1 protein-coding gene is annotated in these 1,513 nt (G+C 38.9%); it reads left to right on the top strand.

The genetic code is table 11. The annotated features are described in order from the left end of the window. Positions 1 to 361: 361 nt before the first annotated feature. Complete coding sequence (locus tag AC3DOM_RS09830; protein WP_487918869.1) at positions 362 to 1,159, top strand: hypothetical protein; 798 nt, start codon at positions 362 to 364, stop codon at positions 1,157 to 1,159. Positions 1,160 to 1,513 lie beyond the last annotated feature (354 nt).

The raw sequence follows: 1,513 nt of genomic DNA, 5'->3' as shown, positions 1-1,513 counted from the left end.
ATGCCGTTGCACAGTTTTGTTTTGCCGTTGCCCAGTTCCGTTTTGCCGTTGCCAGTTCACAGAATCTCGTTTCAAATGCCCCGTCTTTTTCACCGTGATATCTTGCTCAGGAATTGCTTTCTCATGTAAAATACAAGGTACATCCAGAAAAACGCAGGATACTCTTTTTCATTGGCAGGCCTGCCTGGCTTTAATCCCCAAGTCTATCTAACGTTTTTCTGGACACGGCTTAGTTCAACAGGGTTGATACGGCGGTTCTCACTTCCCTTCTGACCGACTTGATCTTTTTCGCCGTATCAACCCTTAACCGTTGGGCAGTTGTTTCTTAAAAAAATTTACTTGAGGATGAATACCCAAGCCAATGAATAAAGAGGCAAGATTAATCCTAGGTTTTACTCTCATTAGCAATATCATTGTGATCTACGCAATTATTTCCTTTGGTATTGGCAAATTTTTTATTTCTTGGTGGCAATCAAGCTCAAGATATATAATAGGTGTCATTGTTATTGCATTGATTTGGTATATCCTTTGGATTAAGCGAATTAATAATAAAAACGAATTCATCGAGTTATCAGACCTTGGCTACAAAGAATCATTATTACAAAACGCCGACAAAGATTTAACCATAAGCATGTGCCCTCAATGCGAGGTAGATTGCTATTATTTCTCAAACGATCCTGAAAAATCTCACATCCTGAATTGTTGGAATTGCCAGCATGTTTTTTCTTTTGCATGGTGCGATAAATGCGGTATGGGGTCAGATTTTATTAAAGATATCCCACAAAACCCGTCATCATGGGAATGCCCAGAATGTAATCAAACATATCCCTTATCTAGTGGAATTTTCATAAATGTTACAAATTCAATGTCGCTCAAAGACCTTCCTTTAAAAGTTCATCTAGGTTGGTTAAACAGGCAAATGAATTTTGAAAAAGAACAGGCTGCAACATCGATTTGGCTTATGTCAACATTAGTTTTAAGTTACACATTAATATCGCCAATAGTTGAATCTCTCAATGACACATATTTTAGAATCGACTGGTATCCAATATTAGCTGGGTTAATTTCAATAATTGTGTTTATTTCAACGTGGTATGGGTTTGTCTTATATCCAACGAAGTTGATGAAAAAAATTGCACAATCAAAAGATGAATTGTAAACACACAATATCTTGAACAATCCACCCGCCCAACAAAGCGTGCACACGGACTCGTGGGATGCGCCCCGCTATAATGAGTTGGTTCTGGCTAATGGAATTACCACTATAATGAAAGATATCAAGTCCCACCCACTTGCGGCTAACGCAAGCCGTTGAAACTGTCGAAAAAGTCCCTTTTCAAAAAAGATTTTTGAAATGTGGGACAGAAACACTGAAAAGCACCTAGTTTTTTGTGTTCTGAGCAACATTTTGGCGATTTTTGAGCCTGTTGTGGGAGATTTTTATGAACATTTTTTGCACTAGGGGTTTTTCGACAGTCTCGTTAGCCCGCCTGACCACCCACCGCCGTAACTC

Source organism: Candidatus Desulfolinea nitratireducens (assembly GCF_982879505.1).
Note: the sequence above shows the minus strand (reverse complement) of the source record. Positions and strands in the feature narration are given on the sequence as shown.